The 18,828-nt window shown below is 70.8% G+C and carries 19 protein-coding genes; 11 read left to right on the forward strand and 8 right to left on the reverse strand.

The window, feature by feature from the left end; genetic code table 11:
- Window positions 1-32: 32 nt before the first annotated feature.
- Both BJY18_RS16390 and BJY18_RS16395 read right to left on the reverse strand, forming a co-directional pair.
- Entirely contained in the window at window positions 33-1,049 is a 1,017-nt protein-coding gene (locus tag BJY18_RS16390; protein ID WP_184780807.1) for a S1 family peptidase, read from the reverse strand.
- A gap of 199 nt (window positions 1,050-1,248) precedes the next feature.
- The gene (locus BJY18_RS16395; protein WP_184780808.1) at window positions 1,249-1,545 is read right to left on the reverse strand and encodes a GNAT family N-acetyltransferase; all 297 of its coding nucleotides are present in this window, start codon (window positions 1,543-1,545) and stop codon (window positions 1,249-1,251) included.
- A 204-nt stretch (window positions 1,546-1,749) separates the two neighbouring features.
- Between BJY18_RS16395 and BJY18_RS16400 the strand changes: the two genes are divergently transcribed.
- The 7 genes from BJY18_RS16400 (at window position 1,750) to BJY18_RS16430 (ending at window position 8,883) form a co-directional block, all read left to right on the forward strand.
- Entirely contained in the window at window positions 1,750-4,038 is a 2,289-nt protein-coding gene (locus BJY18_RS16400) for a terpene synthase family protein (protein WP_376774675.1), read from the forward strand.
- A gap of 101 nt (window positions 4,039-4,139) precedes the next feature.
- Window positions 4,140-4,931, forward strand: a complete 792-nt coding sequence (locus BJY18_RS16405; RefSeq protein ID WP_184780809.1) for an MBL fold metallo-hydrolase — start codon at window positions 4,140-4,142, stop codon at window positions 4,929-4,931.
- Complete coding sequence (locus tag BJY18_RS16410; protein WP_184780810.1) at window positions 4,928-5,521, forward strand: DedA family protein; 594 nt, start codon at window positions 4,928-4,930, stop codon at window positions 5,519-5,521. The genes BJY18_RS16405 and BJY18_RS16410 overlap by 4 nt, the downstream gene beginning before the upstream one ends.
- Entirely contained in the window at window positions 5,518-7,647 is a 2,130-nt protein-coding gene (locus BJY18_RS16415) for a phage holin family protein (protein WP_184780811.1), read from the forward strand. The genes BJY18_RS16410 and BJY18_RS16415 overlap by 4 nt, the downstream gene beginning before the upstream one ends.
- A complete protein-coding gene (locus tag BJY18_RS16420; RefSeq protein ID WP_184780812.1) occupies window positions 7,644-7,886 on the forward strand; it encodes a glutaredoxin family protein in 243 nt (80 codons plus the stop codon). Before BJY18_RS16415 ends, BJY18_RS16420 begins: the two co-directional genes overlap by 4 nt.
- Entirely contained in the window at window positions 7,883-8,110 is a 228-nt protein-coding gene (locus BJY18_RS16425) for a putative acetyltransferase (RefSeq protein WP_184780813.1), read from the forward strand. Before BJY18_RS16420 ends, BJY18_RS16425 begins: the two co-directional genes overlap by 4 nt.
- An 11-nt stretch (window positions 8,111-8,121) precedes the next feature.
- Window positions 8,122-8,883, forward strand: coding sequence for a class I SAM-dependent methyltransferase (locus BJY18_RS16430; protein WP_184780814.1), 762 nt, complete (start codon window positions 8,122-8,124; stop codon window positions 8,881-8,883).
- Here the strand turns inward: BJY18_RS16430 and BJY18_RS16435 are convergent.
- From BJY18_RS16435 to BJY18_RS36935, 4 genes are all read right to left on the reverse strand, one after another.
- On the reverse strand, window positions 8,855-9,649 hold the full coding sequence (locus tag BJY18_RS16435) for a TetR/AcrR family transcriptional regulator (RefSeq protein ID WP_184784648.1): 795 nt from the start codon (window positions 9,647-9,649) through the stop codon (window positions 8,855-8,857). The genes BJY18_RS16430 and BJY18_RS16435 overlap by 29 nt on opposite strands.
- A gap of 110 nt (window positions 9,650-9,759) precedes the next feature.
- The gene (locus tag BJY18_RS16440; protein ID WP_184784649.1) at window positions 9,760-9,954 is read right to left on the reverse strand and encodes a ferredoxin; all 195 of its coding nucleotides are present in this window, start codon (window positions 9,952-9,954) and stop codon (window positions 9,760-9,762) included.
- Window positions 9,955-9,968: 14 nt separating this feature from the next.
- Window positions 9,969-11,144, reverse strand: a complete 1,176-nt coding sequence (locus BJY18_RS16445; RefSeq protein ID WP_376774761.1) for a cytochrome P450 — start codon at window positions 11,142-11,144, stop codon at window positions 9,969-9,971.
- A gap of 232 nt (window positions 11,145-11,376) precedes the next feature.
- Entirely contained in the window at window positions 11,377-12,003 is a 627-nt protein-coding gene (locus BJY18_RS36935) for a TetR/AcrR family transcriptional regulator (RefSeq protein WP_312873866.1), read from the reverse strand.
- Between the two features lie 561 nt (window positions 12,004-12,564).
- Here BJY18_RS36935 and helR point away from each other — a divergent pair.
- The 3 genes from helR to BJY18_RS16465 all read left to right on the forward strand — a co-directional run bounded on the left by helR (window position 12,565) and on the right by BJY18_RS16465 (window position 15,992).
- Entirely contained in the window at window positions 12,565-14,766 is a 2,202-nt protein-coding gene (gene helR, locus BJY18_RS16455) for an RNA polymerase recycling motor ATPase HelR (RefSeq protein WP_184780816.1), read from the forward strand.
- Between the two features lie 30 nt (window positions 14,767-14,796).
- The gene (locus tag BJY18_RS16460) at window positions 14,797-15,303 is read left to right on the forward strand and encodes a winged helix-turn-helix transcriptional regulator (protein ID WP_184780817.1); all 507 of its coding nucleotides are present in this window, start codon (window positions 14,797-14,799) and stop codon (window positions 15,301-15,303) included.
- 119 nt (window positions 15,304-15,422) lie between these two features.
- Window positions 15,423-15,992, forward strand: a complete 570-nt coding sequence (locus BJY18_RS16465) for a snapalysin family zinc-dependent metalloprotease (protein WP_184780818.1) — start codon at window positions 15,423-15,425, stop codon at window positions 15,990-15,992.
- A 186-nt stretch (window positions 15,993-16,178) separates the two neighbouring features.
- Here the strand turns inward: BJY18_RS16465 and BJY18_RS16470 are convergent, their stop codons facing one another.
- Window positions 16,179-16,787, reverse strand: coding sequence for a TetR/AcrR family transcriptional regulator (locus BJY18_RS16470; protein WP_184780819.1), 609 nt, complete (start codon window positions 16,785-16,787; stop codon window positions 16,179-16,181).
- A gap of 54 nt (window positions 16,788-16,841) precedes the next feature.
- Between BJY18_RS16470 and BJY18_RS16475 the strand changes: the two genes are divergently transcribed.
- Window positions 16,842-17,603, forward strand: coding sequence for an alpha/beta fold hydrolase (locus tag BJY18_RS16475; RefSeq protein ID WP_184780820.1), 762 nt, complete (start codon window positions 16,842-16,844; stop codon window positions 17,601-17,603).
- A 135-nt stretch (window positions 17,604-17,738) separates the two neighbouring features.
- On the opposite strand, the gene BJY18_RS16480 is transcribed toward BJY18_RS16475, so the two are convergent.
- On the reverse strand, window positions 17,739-18,773 hold the full coding sequence (locus tag BJY18_RS16480; RefSeq protein WP_184780821.1) for a LacI family DNA-binding transcriptional regulator: 1,035 nt from the start codon (window positions 18,771-18,773) through the stop codon (window positions 17,739-17,741).
- Between the last annotated feature and the right edge of the window lie 55 nt (window positions 18,774-18,828).

Genomic DNA, 18,828 nt, shown 5'->3' on the forward strand with positions numbered 1-18,828 from the left:
GGGGACGACGGGCCACCGAAGAGGCGTCGGGCTCAGGCGAGCTCGAGGCCGTAGGACTCCAGCTCCAGGGTCAGCGGGTAGAAGTAGCTGGTCTGGGTGTCGCCGCCGGACAGCGTGCCCAGGCCCTTCTCACCGTCGAACGCCGGGCCGCCCGAGTCGCCGTGGTCGGTCTTCGCGGTGGTGCCGAACTCGTGGTTCAGCACACCCACGTCGAAGTTGACCGACTCGTCGACCGAGGTGATCTCGCCGCTGCCGCCACCGGTGGTCTGGCCCTGCTTCTCCATCTGCTCACCGACGGTCGGCTCGGCCGCGCTGGTGATCGCCTGGCCGGTGTTGATCGCGCCCTCACCGGTGCCGTTCGGGCGGGTCAGCAGGCCGGAGTCGGCACCGGGGCAGTCGCTCTCCACGATCTCGGCGCCGGAGACGTCGCCGCCGGACCAGGTGCCGCCCTCGTTGGTGCAGTGGCCCGCGGTGAGCATCATCGGCTCACCGCCCTTGGTCACGTTGAATCCCAGCGAGCAGATCACCTGGTCGTTGGTGATCGAGTCGCCGTCGGCGATGTAGGTGGACAGCTTGCCGGTGCGCTGCTCGACGCGGGCGGCGTCACCGAGCTTGGCCGCGGCCGCGGTCACCTTGTCCTTGGTGGCCTGCGAGGCGGCGTCGTAGATCTTCACCACGACCTGGTTGGTCTTGGTGTCGATGCCCCACGCGGTCTGCGGCACGTTCTTGACCGAGTCCATGGTGTTCTTCGCGTTGGTGAGCGCCGCGAAGCTGTACTTGACGGTCTTGGTCGCGAAGCCGGCCGCCTCGGCCTTCTGCTGGGCCGCGGCGTCGGTGACGTTGACGACCGCCTTGCCGCGGTCGAGGTAGATGCCGCCGTTGGCAGCACCGAGGCTGTCGGCGACCTGGTTGGCCTGCGTGACGGCCTGGGCCTGCATCTGCGAGAACGCGAGCGGGCTGGCCGAAGCGGCGTTGATGCACATGCCCGCGGTCAGCGCCGCGGCCGAGAACGCCGTGACACCGGCGAGGAGCGTCTTCCGGGAAGTCATCGAATCTTCCTCCAGTTGGGCTCAGGTGGGGGGACCGACCCTGCGTGACCCACCACCGCGCCGGGGTGGGTCGTCTCACACCTTCGTTGCCCGGCAACCAACGCACCACCGACGAAGGTTGGTTAATAACCAAGGTTTCGGACAAACCAGACAACACACAACTGTTCGGCGCAGCGGCACTGGGCCGAACGCACGGGCGTCACCGGCCGGGCCACCGCACGTGCTCGGCGTAGCCCTCGTTCTTGCGCAGGAAACCTGCGATGAACGGGCAGATCGGCACGATGGTCCCGCCGCGGGCCACCACGTCGTCGAGCGCTTCGGAGGCCAGCACCTTGGCGAGGCCGCGGCCGCCGAACTCGTCGCCGATCTCGGTGTGGGTGAAAGTGGTTTCGCGTCCGCGCGGGGTGAACTCGGCGAAGCCGGCGAGCTCGCCGCCCGCGTACAGCTCGTAGCGGTTCCGCTCGTCGTTGCGGACCACGCGGGTCTCTTCGCTCATCACCACATCCTCACACACGGATGTCGGCTCGGAGCTCACCGAAGAGCGACGCGGCGGCACGCGGAGACGACCCCGCGGTGACGACCGCTCGGCCGCACGGGCGATCCCGGGAAACGCCGGAGTGGCAGGGCTTCCGCCGCGCCCGTGGAGTCTGTTTGCCTCAGTGGGTCGCCGATCACCACACGGAAAGGCCAGGGACCCCGCGTGCAGCCGTTCGTTCTGCCCGAGTTCTACATGCCCTACCCGGCCCGGCTGAACCCGCACCTGGAAGGCGCGCGGGCACACAGCAAGCAGTGGGCGTCCACGATGGACATGATCGACGTCCCCCAGCACGGCACGGTGATCTGGGACGAGCACGACTTCGACTCCCACGACTACGCACTGCTGTGCGCCTACACCCATCCGGACGCCGGCGCACCGGAGCTCGACCTGATCACCGACTGGTACGTGTGGGTGTTCTACTTCGACGACCACTTCCTCGAACTGTTCAAGCGCACCGGCGACATCGACCACGCCCGCGAGTACCTCGACCGGCTGGGCCGGTTCATGCCCGCCACCGGCGAGATCACCGAAACCCCGGAGAACCCGGTGGAACGTGGGCTCGAGGACCTGTGGAACCGCACCGTGCCGCAGCGCAGCGCGGGCTGGCGGCGGCGGTTCCGGGAAAGCACCCGCAACCTGCTCGACGAATCCCTGTGGGAACTGGCGAACATCAACGAGGGCCGGGTCGCCAACCCGATCGAGTACGTCGAGATGCGCCGGAAGGTCGGCGGCGCGCCGTGGTCGGCGAACCTGGTCGAGCATTCGGTGCACGCCGAAGTGCCGGACGAGATCGCCGCGAAGCGCCCGATGGAAGTGCTGCGGGACTGCTTCGCCGACGCCGTGCACCTGCGCAACGACCTGTTCTCCTACCAGCGCGAGGTGGAGGAAGAGGGCGAGCTGTCCAACGGGGTGCTGGTGTTCGAGAAGTTCCTCGGCTGCACCACGCAGGAGGCCGCGGACGCGGTGAACGACCTGCTGACCTCCCGGCTGCACCAGTTCGAGCACACCGCGCTCACCGAGGTGCCCGCGCTGTTCGACGAGCACGCGGTGGACCCGGCGGGGCGGATGGAGACCTTCGCCTACGTCAAGGGCCTGCAGGACTGGCAGTCCGGCGGGCACGAATGGCACCTGAGGTCCAGCCGCTACATGAACGAGGGCGCGCTCGGTTCGCGTGGCGGACCGGAGTTGCTCGGCGGACCGGCCGGGCTCGGCACCTCGGCCGCGCGGATCTTCTCCTCGGTACTGGCCACCGCGCCGCAGCGGACCCGCGCGTTCGTCCACCAGCCGTTCGAGCGGATCGGACCGATGGAACTGCCCGAGATCCCGATGCCGTTCCCGTTGCGGCTGAGCCCACACCTCGACGCGGCCAGGGACAACCTCGTCGGCTGGTGCGAGCGGATGGGCATCCTCGACGGCGTGGTGTGGGACGAACGCCGGCTGCGCGGGATCGACCTGCCGCTGTGCGGCGCGGGCATCCATCCGGACGCCTCCGCCGAGGAACTCGACCTGACCAGCGGATGGCTCGCCTGGGGTACCTACGGTGACGACTACTACCCGGTGGTCTTCGGCGCGACCAGGGACCTGCCCGCAGCCAAGGCGCTGACCGAGCGGTTCAAGCTGTTCATGCCGGTCCACGGCGAGCCGGTGCCGCCGCCGCACAACGCACTGGAGACGAGCCTGGACGACCTGTGGCAGCGCACCGCGGGGCCGATGACCACCGACGCGCGCCAGGCGTTCCGCACCGCGATCGAGGACATGACCGAGAGCTGGCTGTGGGAGCTGGTCAACCAGACGCAGAACCGTATCCCGGACCCGATCGACTACGTGGAGATGCGGCGCCGGACCTTCGGTTCCGATCTCACCATGAGCCTCTGCCGGCTCGGGCACGGGCGCGCGGTACCGCCGGAGATCTACCGGACCCGGGTCGTGCAGGCGGTGGAGCACTCCGCGATCGACTACGCCTGCCTCGTCAACGACGTGTTCTCCTACCGCAAGGAAATCGAGTACGAGGGCGAGCTGCACAACGCGGTACTCGTGGTGCGCTCGTTCCTGGACGTGCCGCAGGAGCGGGCGTTCGAGGTCGTGGCGGACCTGATCTCCGCGCGGCTGGACGAGTTCCGGCACGCGACCGAGGTCGGCCTGCCCAGCCTGTTCGCCGACCACGACCTGGACTCCGCGGCCCGCGAAACACTCACCGGCTACGCCGAGGAGCTGCGCAACTGGCTGGCCGGAATCGTGAACTGGCACCGCGAATGCCTCCGCTACACCGACGCGGAGCTGGACCGGCTGGCGCCATCGGCCGACACTCCAACCAACGCCGCGCCAGCCACCGCACCGGCCGCCGCCACTCCAGCCGTCGCCGTCCCGGTCGCCGTACCGGCCGTCGCCGTCCCGCTGGGCCCGACAGGTCTCGGCACCACCGCTTCGCGGATCCACGCTCCCGCCCCCTGATCGCCGGCGACCACGTCTCGGAAACGCGGTCGTGTCGCTCGGCGGGGTGCGACCGGCCACTCCGCCGAGCATCTGCCGCCTCATCAGGTGATACTCGGTACGTGAGCGGTTTGAACCTGCACTTCCTCGGGCACGCGAGCACGCGTGTGGAGCTCGGCGGCCGGGTCGTGCTCACCGATCCGGTGCTGACGCGGTGGGTCGGGCCGCTCGCCAGGGTCGTGCCGCGCCCGGACGTCGCGGCCTGGTCCGGTGCCGACATCGTGGTGCTCTCCCATCTGCACGGTGATCACCTGCACCTGCCGTCGCTGAAGCTGCTCGGCCGCGGCATGCGGATCGTCGTCCCGCGTGGAGCGGGTGGCTGGCTCGCGAAGCACGGCTTCACCGGGGTCGAGGAGATCTCTCCCGGCGAGACGGTCACCGAAGGCGGCCTGCGGATCACCGCCACCGAGGCCGTGCACTCCGGGCACCGGTGGGGGCCACGGCTCACGCACGGACCACAGAGCCGCGCCATCGGCTATCTGTTCGAGGCCGGCACCGAACGCGTCTACTTCGCCGGCGACACCGACCTCTTCCCCGGTATGGCCGAGCTCGGTCCGGTCGACGTCGCGCTGCTGCCGGTGTGGGGCTGGGGCCCGAACCTCGGCCCCGGACACCTCACGCCGGAGCGCGCCGCCGAGGCGGCCGGCCTGCTGGATGCGCGGTCCGCGGTGCCGATGCACTGGGGCACGCTCGCCCTGCCCGGTCTCCACCGCACCGCACGGATGCGGCAGCTGCTCGTGGAGCCGCCCCGCACGTTCGCCCACCACGTCCGCTGCGCCGGGCTGGCGACCGAGGTACTGCACACCCGGCCCGGTTCGGACGTGCTGCTGCCCGCCCCCGAGGAGCGCGGGTGAACTGGACCGACCCCTCGGCGATCGGGTATCCGGCGCTGTTCGGTGGAGTACTACTGGGCTCGGTGATCCCGGTCGTGCCCACCGGGGCGGTGGTCGGTGCCGCGGCCGCGGTCGCGACGACGACCGACCACCTGTCGTTGCCGCTGGTGATCCTGCTGGCCGTGCTCGGCGCGTTCGCCGGGGACGTGCTCACCTTCGCCGTCCCCCGGCTCGGCAGCGAGGCGCTGCTGCGCTGGGTCGAACGCCGTCAGCAGGCCGACCGGCTCGCCAAGGGCCGTGAGCAGTTCACCCGCCGCGGCTGGCAGCTCGTGGTGATCGGCAGGCTGGTGCCCGCGGGCCGGATCCCGGTGCTGCTGGCCGCGGGCACGCTGAGCTACCCGTGGCGCAAGTTCCTGCCTGCCGGGCTGCTCGCCTGCGTGCTCTGGGCGGTGGCCTACTCGCTGCTGGGCATCCTCAGCGGCGGCATCTTCGACTCCCCGCTGATCGCCACGCTGCTGGCCACCGTGCTGGTGCTGCTGGTGACCGTCTCGATGACCGCGATTTCCACCTGGCGCCGGCGCACGGCGGAACGAACTGGAGGACACCGGTGACCAGACCCGCCCCCGCGAAGGGCCGATTGCTGCGCGGCGGTCGCGTCGTGGCGCGTGTGGTGCTGGTGTGGGGAGCCGTGGTCGGCGCGCTGCGGCTGCTCGATGCGTGGCTCGACGGGTTCGCCATGCACTCGTGGTGGCAGTCCACGGTGTGCGCGCTGATCCTCGGGCTGCTCACCGCGGTGGTGTGGCCGCTCGTGGTGCGCGTGGCCTGGCCGATCGCCTACTTCACCCTCGGTGTCGGCACCTACCTCCTGCTCAGCGCGGCGACGCTGGCGATCCTGCAGGCAGTGCCCGGGGTCGACCTGCACGGCCTCTCCACCGCGGTCGTGCTCACCGTCGCGATGTCCGCGGTGGGCGCGGTCATCTCCAGTGTGCTGGCCGTCGACGAGGACGAGATCTTCTTCCGCCGGGCCGCCCGCCGCCGTCGCAAGCACTCCCCCAGCGCCGGCGTCGCCGGCGAACCGCCCGGTGTCGTGTTCCTCCAGATCGACGGCCTCGGCTACGACACGGTGCGCCGCGCGGTGCGGGACGGCGACATGCCGACGTTCGCCGCCTGGCTGGGCGAGGGCACGCACACGCTCACCCGCTGGCACACCGACTGGAGTTCGCAGACCGGCGCGAGCGTGTGCGGGATCCTGCACGGCTCCAACCACGACATCCTCGGTTTCCGCTGGTATGAAAAGGATCGCGACCACGTGATGGCGTGCGCGCACCCGTCGGACGCGGCCGAAATCGAACGCAGGCACACCGACGGCCGCGGGCTGCTCGCCGGAGACGGCGCCAGCCACGGCAACCTGTTCTCCGGCGACGCCGAGCACGTGAGCCTGACCATGAGCTCGGTTCCCGGGCTGGTGCCCCGCAAGCTGCGCCGGAAGCACCACGACGGCGTCGGCGCCGGGTACCGCGCGTACTTCGCCAACCCGGTGAACGTGCTCCGCACCTTCGGCGTCGCCCTGATCGACGTGTTCCGCGAGCTGTCCGCGGCGGCCAAGCAGCGCCGCGCGGGCGTGCTGCCGCGCATTCCGCGTGGCGGCTTCTACCCGCTCGCCCGTCCGGGCACCACGGTGATCGCGCGGGACGTCGTGGTGTCCGCGATCATCGGCGACATGCTGGCCGGGCGGCCCGTGGTGTACGCCGATTTTCTCGGCTACGACGAGGTCGCGCACCACTCCGGGATCGAGCGGTTCGACACGCTGGAAGTACTGCGGTCCATCGACCAGCAGTTCGCGCGGCTCCTGCGGGCGAGCCGCCTCGCACCCCGGCGCTACCACCTCGTCGGCCTGTCCGACCACGGCCAGACCCAGGGCCAGGCCTTCGTGGACCGGTTCGGCGAGACGATGGAGGCGCTGGTCGGGCGGCTGTGCGGCGGCGAACCGGTGACCGAGCCCGGCCGGCGGCGGCAGGCCGAGAGCTGGCAGGTCAACGCCGCGCTCGCGGAGGCGACGACCAGCGGCGGGCTGATCGCCCGGCGGCTGCGGGCCCGGGTCGAGGACGCCGAATGCTCCGACGACCGGGCCCGCACCACCAGTGGCTCGCCGGGGCAGGTCACCCGCGTGGCGCCCGGGGTGGTGGCGGTGGTGTCCGGGCACCTGGCGATGGTTTCGTTCACCGAGCACGAGGGCCGCGTCGACCTGGAAACGATCGAACGCGAGTACCCGGACCTGCTGCCCACGCTCGTCGACCACGACGGGGTCGGGTTCATGCTCGTGCACAGCAGCGAGTTCGGCCCGGTGGTGCTCGGCCGCGACGGGCTCAAACGGCTCGCCACCGGTGTCGTGATCGGCGCGGACCCGCTCGCCGACTACGGTCCGTTCGCCGACGAGCTCGTGCGGCGGGTGGATTCCTTCCCGCACTGCGCGGACATCATGATCAACAGCCGGTACGACCCGGAGTCCGACCAGTCCTCCCCGTTCGAACGGCACGTCGGCTCGCACGGCGCACTCGGCGGCCCACAGCAGCGCGGGTTCATCCTGCATCCACGGGAGTTCCCCGCCCCGGGTGAGCCGGTGGGCGCGGAGGCCGTGCACCACGTGTTCCGCGATTGGCTCACCTTCCTCGGCCATCCGCAACCCGGGACCGCCGAGACGAAACCCGCTCCCGTCCCTTCGGAGGTCGCGTCATGAGCAGCAACCCGGTCGTCTACGGCGCGAGCTGGTGCCCCGATGTGAAACGCAGCCGCGCGCTCTTGGAGGGAACCGGCGTCGCGTACGACTACGTGGACGTCGAGGAGGACGCCTCGGCGGAGAAGCTGGTGCGGGAGCTGCAGAACGGTCAGCGCCGCATCCCGACCATCGTCTTTCCCGACGGCACGCATCTGGTGGAGCCGAGCGACGACGAGCTGACCGCGCACCTGTCCCGGTGAGCCCGCTGACGGAAGTGCCCTTGGGCACGCGAGTCGTGGTGCGCTACCGCATCGAGGGTGGTTTCACCGACGCGCTCGGTCCGCTGCGCGAGCGTGACGCGAACACCTGCACCGTGGAGACCAAGCGCGGGCTGGTCGTGGTTCCGCTCGACGCGGTCGTGGCCGCGAAACCGGTGCCCCCGCCCCCGGAGAAATCGGCTCGCGCCGAGCGCCGGCAGCTGTGACGATCGGGCGCATGGCGCGCTCTTTCGACGATCTGGTGGCCGAAGCCGGTTCGGTGTCCGTGTCCGGCTGGGACTTCTCCTGGCTCGAGGGCCGGGCCACCGAGCAACGGCCGCCATGGGGGTACCAGCGGCTGCTCGGCGAACGGCTCGCGCGGGTCGAGTCCGCTGTGGACATCCAGACCGGCGGTGGCGAGGTGCTGGCGGGAGTGCCGGTGCTGCCACCGCGCACGGTCGCCACCGAATCGTGGCCGCCGAACCTCGCCAAGGCCGCCGCCCTGCTGGAACCTCGCGGCGCGACCGTGGTCGCGGATTCCGATGAGCCGCCACTTCCGTTTCAGGACAATGTGTTCGACCTCGTCTCGAGCCGCCATCCGGTCACCGTGTGGTGGGACGAGATCGCCCGCGTCCTGCGCCCGGACGGCAGCTACCTTTCCCAGCAGGTCGGTCCGGCCAGCGTCTTCGAGCTGGTGGAGTACTTCCTCGGCCCGCAACCGCCGCGGGCGCGCAGGCGCCGGCATCCGGACGAGGCCAGGAAGGGCGCCGAGCGGGCCGGACTCGAGGTGACCGACTTGCGGTTCGCCGAGCTGCGCACGGAATTCTTCGACGTCGGCGCGGTGATCTACTTCCTGCGCAAGGTGATCTGGATGGTGCCAGGATTCACCGTGCAGGCGTACTTGCCTCGGCTCGCCGAGCTGCACGAGCAGTTGCGGGACGGTCCGTTCGTCGCCACCACCACCCGCTACCTCATCGAGGCGCGGAAGCCTCGCGGATGAGCGCGGCCTCGACGCCGTCCGCCAGCAGCTCGACACCGGCCTCCAGGCTGAGCCGCGCCTCGTACTCCAAATAGGACACTCCGGCAGGCGGCGGCGTCGCTCCCTCACCCAGCCGCGCGACGTGCGGGTACCGGCTGGGCAGATCCGGCAGGAGCGCGCTCAGCGCTTCGGTGCGCGGCTTCCACCAGTCCGCATCGGACAGCCCGGTTTCCCGTGCGGCTTCCCGGGACTCCGCAGCGATCTGCACCGCGCCGCGGACCACGGTGAGCAGCGTGCTGACGATCCGGCGTACCCGCGCGGCCGGCAGGCCGGTGGTGAACAGCACGCGCAGCACGATCTCCTGCATCCGGAACTCCCCCGGCCCGAGCACCGGCCGGGCCGGGGAAACCTGCAGCAGCCACGGATGACGCAGGTGGAACTCCCACAGCTGCAGCGCCAGCTCGTCCAGCGCGGGACGCCATCCGGCGGCCAGGTCGTAGTCCGCGCGCAGTTCGCCGAGCACCTGGTCGTACATCAGGTCGATCAGCTCGGTTTTGCTCGGGACGTAGGTGTAGAGCGCCATCGCGGTGCGCCCGAGCCGCTCACCCACCGCGCGCATCGACAACGCCGCCATCCCCTCGGCGTCCGCGATTTCCACGGCAGCGCCGACGATGCTGTCGACGCTCAACGCCGGCTTCGGTCCCGGCGCGGTGCGCGGCTCGGTACCGGCACGCCACAACAACTCCAGCGAACGGCGGGCGTCACCCTGCCCGGCGAACACGACCACTGGCGGCTCCTCGCAGACTGCCCGGACCATCTCCGTACAGCCTAAAGGGTCGCCGCGGTGGACGTCACCCCACCAGCGGAGTCCACAGTGGAGTGACGTCCGGCGGGGTTTCAGCCTTCGAGTTCGATGGCGAGCGCGGGACAGACCTGCGCCGCCTCCCGCACCTGCTCGTGCAGGTCGGCGGGCGGATTTTCGTCCAGCAGCACGACGATGCCGTCCTCCTCCCGCTGGTCGAACACCTCCGGCGCGACCAGTACGCACTGTCCCGCGCCCACGCAGCGGGCCTGATCCACGACCACCTTCATCTCGTTCCCTCCGTTCACCAGGTCACCGGCAGTTCGTGCACCCCGTAGACCACCATGTCGTGCTTGAACTTCACCTCGTCCAGCGGAACCGCCAGCCGGAGCGTGGGGATCCGCCGGTAGAGCGTGCGGTAGGCCACCTGCAGCTCGACCCGGGCGAGCGGCTGGCCGAGGCACTGGTGCACGCCGTAGCCGAAGGCGACGTGATGGCGCGCCTTGCGAGTCACGTCGAGCTTGTCCGGTTCGGGAAACCGGCTCTCGTCGCGGTTGGCGACTTCGCCGGCGGCGATCATGCCCTCGCCCTTGCGGATGTGCTGACCGGCGACCTCGAGGTCCTCCAGCGCGACCCGGCGCCGTCCGGTGTGGACGATGGTGAGATACCGCAGCAGCTCCTCGACCGCGTTGGCCACGAGCTTGTCGTCCCCGTCGCGGACCGCGGCGAGCTGGTCCGGGTTCTGCAGCAGCGCCGTGGTGCCGAGCGCGATCATGTTGGCCGTGGTCTCGTGCCCGGCCACCAGCAGCAGCTGGCCCATCGAGGCGACCTCGTCGGCGGTCATACCGCCGGTGGCCACCTGCTCCACCGCGAGCCGGCTCAGCACGTCGTCGCCCGGGTCGGTCAGCTTCTTCTCGACCAGCTCGCCGAGGTAGCCCAGCAGTTCCTCGAGCGCGGTCAGGGACTGCTCCGGCGTCGCGTCCTTGGCAACCAGGACCTTGCTGACCCGGTGGAAGAACGCGCGGTCGGCGTAGGGCACGCCGAGCAGTTCGCAGATGACCAGCGAGGGCACCGGCAGCGCGAAGGCCTGCACCAGGTCGGCCGGCTTCGGACCGGCCAGCATCTCGTCGATCAGGTCGTCGACGATCTTCTGGATCCGCGGCCGCAGCCGCTCCACCTTCTTCACCATGAAGTCGCCGGTGAGCAGCCGGCGCTGGGCGGCGTGGTCCGGATCGTCCATGGAGATGAACGACCGGGCCCGGGTGCGCCGCGCCTTGATCCCGGGAGACTGCTGTGGATAGCCGTCCTTCTGCGAGTCGGAACTCACCCGCGGGTCCGCGAGCACCGCGCGGACGTCGTCGTAGCGCGTGAACAGCCACGGCTCGCTGCCGTCCCAGATCTGCACCCGGGACACCGGCTCCTCCCGCAGCCGGCGGGAAAGCTCGGGCGCCGGATCGAACGGGCAGCGCCCGCGCGCCATCGGATAGACGGGCGAGTCAGACTCGGATGCGTCGGATTGGGGCGCGGCGGACTCGGGCGCGTCGGGCAGGGTCTCCGACATTCATGCCTCCTACAGAGAGTCACCAAACGATCGTTCGGATACTTACCGAACACATGTTAGGCATGCTGGTGAATTCTTCGCCAGGCCTGCGGCCAAGATCACCGGGACGGCGCAGCACAGCCCGGGACGAATCGGGAAAAACGTCCGTGGTTCAGGCGAAAACGAGGTTGAGCAGCTCGTCGGCGAAGAACAGCACGATGTCGCTGCTCCCGCCGGTGGTGGAGGTGTGGAACAACGCGACGCGGCCGTGCGCGCCGACGAAGGCGATCACTCCGGCCCGCTCGGCGGACACGCGGAGTGGGATCCCGGCCTCGGCGCACCGCTCGAACCCGGCCGCGAGGAGGTCGAGGACTTCGACCAGCGGACCGGTCGGCCGGGCCCCGGGCGTTCGCCGGCTGGTGCCGTTGGCCGTCATCAGCCGGTAGTGGCCGGGATTGTCGATGGCGAACCGGCAGTAGGCGTGGATCAGCGCGCGCACCCGGCCCACCGCGTCGTCCGGGTCGACCTGCTGCTCGGCCGCCTCCATGGCGGCGCACAGCCGGGCGAACTCGTACCGGGTCAGCCCGGCGACGAGCGCGGCCCGATCGGTGAAGTGCTGGTAGATACTCGCCGGCGCGATCCCCACGGCCCGCGCGACGCCGCGGATGGTCAGCCCGTCCTCCCCGTCGAGCTCCGACAGCAGCCGACTGGCCGCGTCGAGGATTTCCCCCCGCAGCCGATCGCCCTCGCCCCACCGGTTCCGCGTGCGAGGCGCGCTGACCTGGACCTCTTCCGACACCCGCCTATTCTTACTACTTCCCCACCCAACCCGCGTCCCGACCCCGCGGCACAGCACATGCCCCGGCCACTCGCTTCTCACCTCTCGCCTCTTGCCGCTCGGCCATTGCCCCGCATCTCGCGCCCCGCCCCACGCCTCTCGGCCCTCGGCCCTCGCCCCGTCTCGCGCCCCGCCCCACGCCTCCCGGCCCTCGCCTCTTGCCGCGCTCACTGGCCTCGCCGCCCGGCCCTCGCCACCCGGCACCCGGCACCCGGCACTCAGCCCAGCACACGCCCCCTCGCCCCCTCGCCCCCTCGCCCCCTCGCCTCTTGCCTCCTCGACCGGCCCACTCGCCCCGCGTCTCCAGCCCCACGTCTCTCGCCCCAGCGCTCGGCCCTCATCCGCTTTCGGCATGCCAGAACCAGCCGTCGCCCGCTCAACCCGGCCTGCGGAAATCCCACCCGGAACGCGTCCGCACCCCAGCCACTTGACACCGGGGGGACAATAAAAAATCGGCGTGTCTTCCATCGATCAATGGATTACCCGCCGAACTAACTATCAGTTTAGCGCTGTGAGGGGAACGTGTCAACTCAGGGGTACGAGGACGAATTGCGGTCCGAGCGGGAGCACGTCGCGGGGCTTTACGCGCGGCTCGACGGTGAGCGGGCGCGGGCCCGGCGGGAGTTCGAGGCCGCGTTGGGGGACAACGGGAGCGCGCCGCTCGAGCGGGACGTTCGGGTGCGTTCGCTCGGGCGGGAACGCACCCGGCTGGACGTCGCCGACAACGGATTGTGTTTCGGGCGGCTGGACGCCGTTTCCGGGGAGCATTCCTACGTCGGGAGGATCGGACTGTTCGATCAGGAAAACGACTACGAACCCATTCTGCTGGATTGGCGGGCGCCGGCCGCGCGGCCGTTCTACACCGCCACCGGGGCGACGCCGGAAAACCTGCGCCGGCGGCGGCAGTTCCTCACGCGTGGGCGCGAGGTGCGCGATTTCACCGACGAGGTGTTCGGCCGGCCCGCGGCCGGCGAGCGTGGTGACGCGGCGTTGCTCGCGGCGGTCAACGCCCCACGCGGGGAGGGCATGCGGGACATCGTCGCGACGATCCAGGCCGAGCAGGACGAGATCATCCGGCTCGACCATCCGGGGGTGCTGGTGATCGAGGGCGGTCCGGGCACCGGCAAGACCGTGGTGGCGCTGCACCGCGTCGCTTATCTGCTCTACACCCAGCGGGAGCGAATGGAACGGCACGGCGTGCTCGTCGTCGGGCCGAATCCGGCGTTCCTCGACCACATCGGGCGGGTGCTGCCGTCGCTCGGGGAGACCGACGTCGTGTTCCTGACGCCGGGCGACCTCGTTCCCGGCCGGCACATCACCGCCGAGGACGAGCCCGCGGTCGCGCGGGCCAAGGGATCGTTGACGATGCTGGACGTGCTCGCCGCGGCGATCGCCGACCGGCAGCGGCTGCCGGAACAGCCGGTGCCGATCGGGCTGGGTGACGTCACCGTGCGGATCGACGCGGAGACCGCTGCATGGGCCCGGGACGAAGCCCGCGCGAGCGGGCTGCCGCACAACGAGGCCCGCGCGGTGTTCCTCGACATCGTCACGTACGTGCTCACCGAACGGGCCACCGCCCGCATCGGCCGCGGCTGGCTGACCCGCGATGACCGCGAGGGCTGGGAGGACATGCGCCGGAACCTGCTCGGCCAGCTGCACCGGGACGATGCGTTCGCCGCGGCGATGGACGAGCTGTGGCCGTTCCTGACCCCCGAATCCGTGCTGGCCACGCTGTACACCTCGGCGGAACGGCTGCGTGCGGCCGGCGCCGACCCGGGCCTGCTGCGCGCCGACGGCGAAGCCTGGACGGTGTCCGACGTTCCACTGCTCGACGAGCTGGTCGATCTGCTGGGCCGCGACGAGGCGGCGGACAAGGCCGCCGCCCATGCCGCCGAACGGGAGCGCAGCACCGAGGCCGAGTACGCGGCCGGCGTCATGGACGTCATGAAGCTGGACCGGGAGGAAATGGACGAGGACGTCATGCTGGCGGCCGAAAACCTGCTGTACGCCGAGGATCTGGCGGACCGCTTCACCGACCGCGACACCCGGGACCTGGCCGAACGCGCGGCCGCGGACCGCGACTGGACCTACCGGCACGTCGTCGTCGACGAGGCACAGGAACTGTCCGAAATGGACTGGCGGGTGGTGATGCGGCACTGTCCTGGCCGGTCCTTCACGGTGGTCGGCGACCTGGCCCAGCGCCGCAACGAGGCGGGGGCACGGTCGTGGGGCGAGATGCTCGACCGCTACGTCCCGGATCGCTGGGTCTACCGCTCGCTGACGGTGAACTACCGGACCCCTGCGGAGATCATGGCCGTCGCCGCTGCGGTGCTCGCCGAGTTCTCCCCCGCGGTGAAGCCGCCGGATTCGGTGCGTGCGTGCGGGATCCGGCCGTGGTCCCGGCAGGTCACCGGCGACGAGCTGGCCGCGGCCGTCGAGGAGTTCACTCGTGAGGAGGCCCGCCGCGAGGGCACCAGTGTGGTGATCGGGCCGGCGGGGGTGCCGGGTGCGGTTTCGCCTGCGGAGACGAAGGGGCTGGAGTTCGACGCCGTCCTGGTCGTGGATCCGGCTCGCATCCTCGCCGACGGGCCTCGCGGAGCGGCCGAACTCTACGTCGCGCTCACCCGCGCCACGCAACGGCTCGGTGTGCTGCACCGGGATCCGCTGCCGGCGGTGCTGCGCGGGCACACCGCACTGGTGGCGACCGCCGGTGACGCGACCTAGGCTTGTTCATCGCAAGTCAGGAGGCGGCGGATGGGACGACGGGGTAGCTGGACCGGGGTGTCCTGCCCGGTGGCGCGGGGTGCCGACGTGCTGTGCGATCCGTGGACGATCGTGCTCCTGCGGGACGCGCACGCGGGGCTGAGCCGGTTCGACGAGTTCCGCGCGAAGCTCGGCATCGCGGACAACGTGCTGTCCGCGCGGCTGGGCCGGATGGTCGAGACCGGGCTGCTGGCCCGGGTGCCCTACCGCGACGGCGGGCGCACCCGGTACGAGTACCGGCTCACCCGCGCCGGGGCGGACACGCTGCCGGTGGTGCACGCGGTGGCGCACTGGGCCGGCGCGCACACGTCCTCCCCCTCGCCCGCCGAGCCGTTGCGGCTGGTGCACCTGCCGTGCGGCAACGACACCCGGCCCGGTGCGGTGTGCGATCACTGCGGTGCCCCGCTGCACCGCGGTGATCTGCACCGGGTCGAAACCTGGCGCCATGGCATCGACGCTCCGCTCGCGGAGCCCGTGCCGGACGTTGTCAACCCGTAGATGGTGTCGGAAAATCACCGGACAGTACGAAAGTGGGCTCCGGTAGGGGAATTTTCCGCCTAGATTGGTCGAGCGCGCGCGAATCAGGCAAAACTCCCCTCACCCCCAGGAGCTTTCCGATGTCGAGGAAGTTCGTGCTGTCCGGTGCCGCCGCGCTCGCCGTGGCCGCTGCCCCGCTGATCGCCGCTCCGGCCACCGCCGCACCGGCGCACGCCGATCAGACCGCCGCGGTGACCACGGTGTACTACTCCACTTCCGGTGCGCCGTCGTTCCGTGACGAGATCAACGCGGGCGCCGCCAACTGGAACAACGCAGTGAGCAACGTGAAGCTGGTCGAGCGCTCGTCCGGCGCCTCGTTGACGTATGTCGAGGGCAACGATCCCCGCGGTTCCTACGCCCAGAGCGACGGGCACGGCAACGGCACCGTCTTCATCGACTACACGCAGGCTCAGGAGTACTACACGATCCGGATCACCGCGCACGAGACCGGTCACGTGCTCGGCCTGCCGGACCACTACGAGGGCCCGTGCTCGGAACTGATGTCCGGGGGTGGCCCCGGCCCGTCCTGCACGAACGCGAACCCGGACTCGCAGGAGTCCGCACAGGTGGAGCAGCTGTGGGCCAACGGATTCCGCGCCGCCGGACCGCAGCAGCGGATCTACGAGGAGATCCCCGCCGGGATCCACTGACCCGCACCGGTTGCCCGGGCACGGCGCGTGCCCGGGCAACCGGGGTTGCCCTGCCGTGACCGGGAATTCACCGTGCCGGGAGGTTTCCCCGCGCTACCGGGAATCCTCCGGGCGGGCAGGTTTCCCTGCCCGCCCGGAGGACCCACCGTGCAGGTTTCCCGGCCACGGCTTCCGGACATCCATGCTTCAGCCGGCGGACAACGCCCGGCGCCATTGGTCCGCCACGGCGGGACCGAGCCCCCGGGTCTCGACCGCGGCCGGATCCAGCAGGCGCTGCAACCCGATGCCCCTCAGCTGCCCCAGCACCGCCACCGCCACCTCTCGCGGCACGACGTCCGCACGGATCGTGCCGTCCCGCACTCCCGCCTCGACGTCCGCGCGCAACTCCGCGCGGAAGCTCTCGTCCCGTTCGCGGAACGTCCCGGCGAGCCCGGCCGCGGTGGCCGCCTCGGCCCACAGCACCAGGAAAGCCCGGCCACGCACTCCGTCGCGGCCGAGTTCAGTCAGGTAGCCCTTGATCAGGCGCACCAGCCGGTCGAGCCCGGGAGCGCACTCGGCGACGCCCGGGACGAACCCGCCCTGACTCGCCTTCGCCAGCGCTTCGAGCAGCGCCTGCTTCGAGCCGAAGTGGTGGGTGACGATCCCCCTGCTGTATCCGGCCCGTTCGCCGACCCTGGCCAGAGTCACCGCCGGCACACCGGATTCCACGACCAGCTCCGCTGCCGCCGAGAGCACAGCGGCCGTCGTCGTGGTGCGGCGCTGTTCCTGGGTCCGGCGCTCGGGTGCGGCAGGCATGGCGGACAGACTACAAACTTGCGTGCTGGATGACAAGTATGTAGCGTTTGCGGCATGCCTGCTGTGTTCGTGAACGGCAATCCCGAAAGTGCTGCCGTCTGGGATCCCCTGTGTGCCGAACTGGACCGCGCCGACGTACTGCGGCTGTCGCCACCCGGCTTCGGCGCACCCGTGCCGGACGGCTTCGGCGGCACAGTGACCGATTACCGCGACTGGCTCGTCGAGGAGCTGACCGCGCTGGGCGAGCCGGTCGACCTCGTCGGCCACGACATCGGCGGCAGCACAGCGCTTTCGGTCGCCATGACACGGCCCGATCTGCTGCGCACCTGGGTGAGCGACTCACTGGGCGTGTTCCACCCGGACTACGTGTGGCACGATCTCGCCCGGCTGTGGCAGACGCCGGGAGCCGGTGAGGAGTCCGTCGCCGGGCTGCTGGGTGGTTCGCTCGAACAGCGGACCGCGCGGATGGTCTCGCGCGGCATTCCCGAGCCGGTCGCCGAGCGGCTCGCCGCCGCGCAGGGTCCGGAGATGGGACAGGCGATCCTGACCCTGTACCGCTCCATGGTGCAGCCGGTGATGGCCGAACTGGGCCGGAATCTGCCCGCCGCGGCGGCCCGCCCGGGACTGGCCATGCTCGCCACCGAGGATCAGTTCGGCGGCCCACCGGACCGGCGCCGCGAAGCCGCGACCCAAGCCGGCGCGCGAGTGGCCGTGCTCGAGGGACTGGGCCACTGGTGGATGGCACAGGATCCGGCCCGCGGCGCCCGGATGCTCACCGCCTTCTGGGCGGAACCTGTTTCCACGCGACCGCTTTAGCGCGCCCCGCCTCGGCCGGGCGTAGGGGCTGAGCCTCGATGACGCTTTCCCACGACCTGTTCTCCGAACGCGATTCCGGCCGAGTTCGCCGCCGCGGTCGACAAGCGACAGTGCCCACCGCCCCGTCCAGCGTGCTCACGCTGCCGGCGTGCCACCCGCTGCCGTACCGACCCCGGCGGTGCTTTCCCGGATTTCCAGGGAGAACGGCGGCTGCACCTCGTGCGGCGGCGTCTGCTCGGTACCGGCGATCCGGGCGTGCACGAGGTCGACTGCGGCGTCGGCGATGGCCGCCTTGTCCGGTGCGATGGTGGTGATCGAGGGCAGGCTGAACGCACTCTCGTCGGTGTTGTCGAAGCCGACGATCGCGATGTCCTGCGGCACCCGCAGCCCGCGTTCGGCGACCGAACGCAGTGCGCCGACCGCGAGCAGGTCGTTGAAGCAGAACACCGCGTCCGGCGGCTCCGGTAACGACAGCAGCCGCTTCATCGCAGCCGCACCGTTGGCGCGGTGGTACTTGTCCGCGGGCTCCATCAGCGAGTCCACAACGGACAGACCGGCGTCGGACAGCGCCGCGCGGTAACCGGCGACGCGCAGCGAAGCGGTGCCGCGTCGCGGGTTCACCCCGATGGCAGCAATCCGCTTGCGGCCCAAGGAAACCAAGTGCGAAACCGCGGCGTGGGCGGCCCGCACGTTGTCGATGGCCACCCGGTCGAGCTCCACGTCCACCGCGTGCTCCCCCAGCAGCACCATCGGAATTCCCTTTTCCGGATCCGGGAAATCACCCGACTCGAGGGCTTCCGGGTGCACCAGCGCACCGTCCACCAGATGTGGGCCGAGAGAGTCCACAGTGGCCCGTTCCCGGGTGCGGGTGCCCTGCGTCTGCTCGATCAGCACGCTCCAGCCCCGCCGCTGCGCCGCGGTGATCACCAGCCCGGCCAGTTCGCCGAAGTACGGAATGCTCAACTCCGGCACCATGAGCGCGAGAAAGCCGGTGCGGCCACGACGCAGGTTGCGCGCGCCGACGTTCGGCCGGTAGCCGGTCGCGGCCAGCGCCTCCTCGACCCGCCTGCGGTTCTCCGGCTTCACGAACGCGTACCCGTTCACCACGTTCGACACGGTCTTCACCGAAACGCCCGCCAGCGTCGCGACGTCCTTGAGTGTCACGGCCACGCCGACTCCCTCCGCTCCGGCCGGCTGCCCACGACGAGCCCGGCGGACACGAAGT

The sequence above is a fragment of the Amycolatopsis jiangsuensis genome (assembly GCF_014204865.1).
GTDB lineage: Bacteria > Actinomycetota > Actinomycetes > Mycobacteriales > Pseudonocardiaceae > Amycolatopsis > Amycolatopsis jiangsuensis.